This window comes from Patulibacter sp. NPDC049589 (assembly GCF_040675535.1).
Classification (GTDB): Bacteria; Actinomycetota; Thermoleophilia; order Solirubrobacterales; family Solirubrobacteraceae; genus Patulibacter.
Map to the genome: position 1 here is coordinate 1 of NZ_JBFAPC010000315.1, position 2474 is coordinate 2474.

At 79.1% G+C, this 2474-nt stretch carries 2 protein-coding genes; both read right to left on the reverse strand.

The features are described 5' to 3' along the window. Positions 1 to 980 (reverse strand): metallophosphoesterase (locus AB0L40_RS27605; protein ID WP_364361983.1); only part of this gene is annotated, 980 nt, incomplete at its 3' end. 173 nt (positions 981 to 1153) lie between these two features. Continuing rightward, positions 1154 to 2474, reverse strand: a 1321-nt coding sequence (locus AB0L40_RS27610) for an FtsX-like permease family protein (protein WP_364361985.1), incomplete at its 5' end; no start/stop codon positions are given.

The following is a 2474-nucleotide window of genomic DNA, read 5'->3' on the forward strand; positions in this document are numbered from 1 at the left end:
TGATCCTGCTGGTCCTCGTCGGCCTCGCGGCGTACGCGGCCTGGTACATGTTCCACAAGCAGGAGGCGCAGTGGCCCTGGCAGGCCACCCGCAAGAGGACGACTGGGGCGCACCGCGGCGGTGGTGCCCGGCAGCCGTCCGGCGGCGAGCAGGTCGTTGACGGCAGATTGGGCGGCCGCGGCGTCGCGGGGGATCGTGCGGGCGAACGCGGGGTCGGGGGTGACCAGTCGGCGGCCGCCGACCGCGACCGCCTCGAGCGCCGGGGTCGGCGCGACCTCGCCCCCGACCAGGACGTCGTGGTTGCCGGGGACGACGGCCACCGGCCCGAGCAGCCCGGGAGCGGTGAACGGCCGGCGGGCGCGGTCCAGCAGCCCCGGCTCGCGCGGCGGGTCGACGTCGGGGCGGTAGTAGAACGGGTCGGCGTTGCCCGCGCCCTGCAGCGTGTGGGCGTCGAAGGGCCGGACCCGGCCGCCCTTCAGCGCGGTGATCGCGGCGTCCAGCTCGTTCTGCTGGTCGTTGTCGGCCAGGTCGCCGGTGACGACCGTGAGCTGCGGGTCCAGCCGGTTCACCGTGCGCGTGGCGGCCACGAGCGTCTGGAGGGTCAGGCCCTCCTGCGGCCGGAAGGTCGGCGTGAACGGCGCGCCGAGGCGGTCGAGGAACGGGATCCGCGCGGGGGAGGCGGTGTCGCGGACGTGGGTGTCGGTCAGCTGGGCGAGCGTCGCCAGGACCCGGCCGGGGTCTGGGGCGCGCTCGCCCGCCAGGAGCTCGGTGCGGTCGCGGAGGGGCTCGCCGGGCGCCGTCCGCAGCACGCCGCTGCCCGTCGGGTCGCGGACGGTGACGTCGAGCGTCGAGCCCGTCGCCGGAGTCCCGTCGCCCCCGGAGCGGAGGACGAGGACCAGGACGACGGCGACGACGACCAGCACGACGGCGAACGCGGCGGCGCGGCGGCGGCGAGCGACGCGGGGGCTCGGGGTGATCACCGGGACCTCCTCGGCGAACGCGGCTCGGGGTCGGCGGGCCGGGGCCCGGGGCCGGCGGGCCGGGGGCCGGGGTCGGCGGGCCGGGGACCGGCGCCGGCAGACCGCGAGGCGCCACCGGCGGACCGGTCCCCGTCGGAGCGGGCGACGAGGAGCCTGGCGGGGGGCCGCACCGGTCAGCCCTCCCGGAGCCCGTGGACGGGCGGCTCGGCGACGACGCGGCGGGCGACCCAACCGCCGGCGAGGACGGCGAAGAGGACGAAGCCGCCGGTGACGCCGGCCACGGCGCCCGTGGACGCGGCGGTCCCGAGGTCCGCGTAGCCCGCCGCCAGACCCGAGACCAGCGGCGAGAAGACGAACCGCTGCAGGACGAAGGCGACCGCGGCTCCGGGGATGGCGAGGACGAGTCCGGCGCCCAGGAGGACCCGGAGGATCGTCGGCGTCGCCGCGCCCTGGGCGCGCAGGAGCGCGAGGGTCGGGCGGCGCTCGCGGGCGGTCAGCGCGAGGGCCTGGACGAGCGCGTAGAGGCAGACGAGGCCGTCGAGCAGCGCGACGGCCTCGAGCACCGTCGCCAGCGTGTCGAGGAACGACCGGTTGCTCGTCGTGGCGCCGCCGACCTTCGTGGGGGTCGCCCCGATCGCGGCCAGGCGCGCGCTCACAGCCCCGAGGGCCGCGCCCTCCCGCAGCCGCACCGCGATGTCCGGGCGCAGGCCGGGGTCGGCCGCCAGCAGCCGGTCCGGCCGCGCGAACGCCACCCGTCCGTCGTCCTGCAACGCCCGGACGGTGCCGACGACGCGGAACCGCGCCTCGCCGCCGTTCTGGAGCTGAACCGCCAGCGTGCCGCCCGTGCCGAGGCCCAGCGCGGTGGCCAGGCCGGTGCCGATCTCGACCTCGCCCGGCCCGCGGACGCGGCGGCCGTCCGCGAGCGGCGGGTTCACGAAACGGCTCGGGGCGCCCCCGAAGGCGGTGATCTTCACCGGCTCGCCGAGCGCGAAGGAGTCGGCGCCGCGGACCTCGTAGCGCTCGCCCGCGTCGGCCACGCCGGGGACGGCCCGGACCGCGGACACGCCGCCCTCGGGCGCTCGGACGGTCAGGGCGTAGCGGGTGCCGACGGCGCTCGGGTCGTCGCGCAGCGCCACGAGCAGCGACGCGAGGCCGAGCATCAGGAGGATCACGCCGCCGGAGACGCCGAGGACGGCGATCGTCGCGCCCGCACGACCCGGGCGCGCGAGCACCAGGCGGGCGCCGAGGCCGAGGAAGCCGGTCCGCCCGCCGGTGGGCGCGGCGCGACGGGGCGAGGCCCGGTCCCGGCGGGATGCCCGGTCCCGGCGGGACGCGGGGACCGCGGGGGAGACGTCGTCGCCGGCGCCCACGGTCGTCGGGCCGACCGTTCCGCCGGTCGCTCGTGATGCGGCCCGCGGCGCGCGCCGCTCGCGCGTCGCCTCCCGCCGCGCCCGCCACCCGGCCCACAGGCCGCCGCCCGCCAGCGTCCCGCCG